Here is a 1,178-nt window from a genome sequence, read left to right as displayed (position 1 = left end):
CTGGAAAGAGAGGTCACCTATGAAAACCCGTCAGTTCACCGAGGCCCAGATCATCCAGCTGCTCCAAGACGCTCAAAAAGGCGATAAATCTGTCGAGGAGCTCTGTCGCGACTTCGGGTGCAGCCCCGCTTCCTTCTACGCTTGGCGAAAGAAGTACGGTGATACGACCCCCGACGAAGCCAAACGGCTTCGCCACTTGGAAAAGGAAAACGCCCGACTTCTCCGCATCGTCGGTCAGCAGCGCCTCGAGCTCGAAGGCATGAAGGAGGTCATCGCAAAAAAGCGCTGACCCTCGCTGAGAAGCGATCAGTTGTGCAACAACTGATCGCCGCCCGCGTCCGATCACAGCGGGCCTGCTTCCTGGCGGGGCTCCCCAAGTCGTCCTGGCATTACCGTCCCAAACCCCGTCAGGACAACGCCCTGACGCAGCGGATCCGTGAACTGGCGCTCCTGCATCCAAGACGTGGGTACCGCTTCATCCACGCCCTGCTGGTACAGGAAGGGCAACGGATCAACAGGAAACGCGTGCAGCGCATCTGGCATCAGGAAGCACTCACCGTCACGACCAGGGTCGCCAGGAAAATCCGTACTGGCGCTACGATTCCGATGAAAGCAGAGGGGCCGAACCACGTCTGGACGTACGATTTCGTCTTCGATCAAACCCTTGGCGGCGATGTGCTGAAGATCCTGACCGTCACGGACGAATGGACACGGCAGTCGCTGGTCCTGCGTGTGGCCGCGTCTTTCACGTCCGAAGACGTGAAAGACGCCCTGCAGGACATCATCCGCGTCCGTGGGGCACCTGCGTTCATTCGGAGTGACAACGGACCGGAGTTCATCGCCCGGGATCTGGGCATCTGGCTGCAGGGGCAGAACATCGGTACTCGCTTCATTGAACCGGGGAAACCGTGGCAGAACGGGTTTGCCGAGAGCTTCCATTCACGACTCCGGGAGGAATGCCTGAATCTGGAAGTGTTCTACTCGGTGCTGCATGCTCAGGTGGTTCTGGAGTCCTGGCGCACGTTTTACAACACTGGTCGGCCTCATTCGTCGTTGGGCTACCGGACGCCGGATGAGTGGGCCAGGGAGGCCGGTGGCCGGCCTGCCGTCCCCATGTGCGGGCAGGACACCGCACATGCGGCCGTCATCCCGACCACCGGGTGAAAAAGGGAAGACGA

The 1,178-nt window shown here is 60.4% G+C and carries 2 protein-coding genes; both read left to right on the top strand.

Annotation, left to right across the window (positions count from 1 at the left end; genetic code table 11):
* A partial coding sequence (locus tag IEY70_RS20810; protein WP_229778141.1) for a transposase occupies positions 1-289 on the top strand: 289 nt, incomplete at its 5' end.
* Positions 290-312: 23 nt separating this feature from the next.
* Positions 313-1,164, top strand: coding sequence for an IS3 family transposase (locus IEY70_RS20805; RefSeq protein ID WP_189066935.1), 852 nt, complete (start codon positions 313-315; stop codon positions 1,162-1,164).
* Positions 1,165-1,178: the final 14 nt, after the last annotated feature.

Source organism: Deinococcus seoulensis (genome assembly GCF_014648115.1).
GTDB lineage: Bacteria > Deinococcota > Deinococci > Deinococcales > Deinococcaceae > Deinococcus > Deinococcus seoulensis.
Note: the sequence above shows the minus strand (reverse complement) of the source record. Positions and strands in the feature narration are given on the sequence as shown.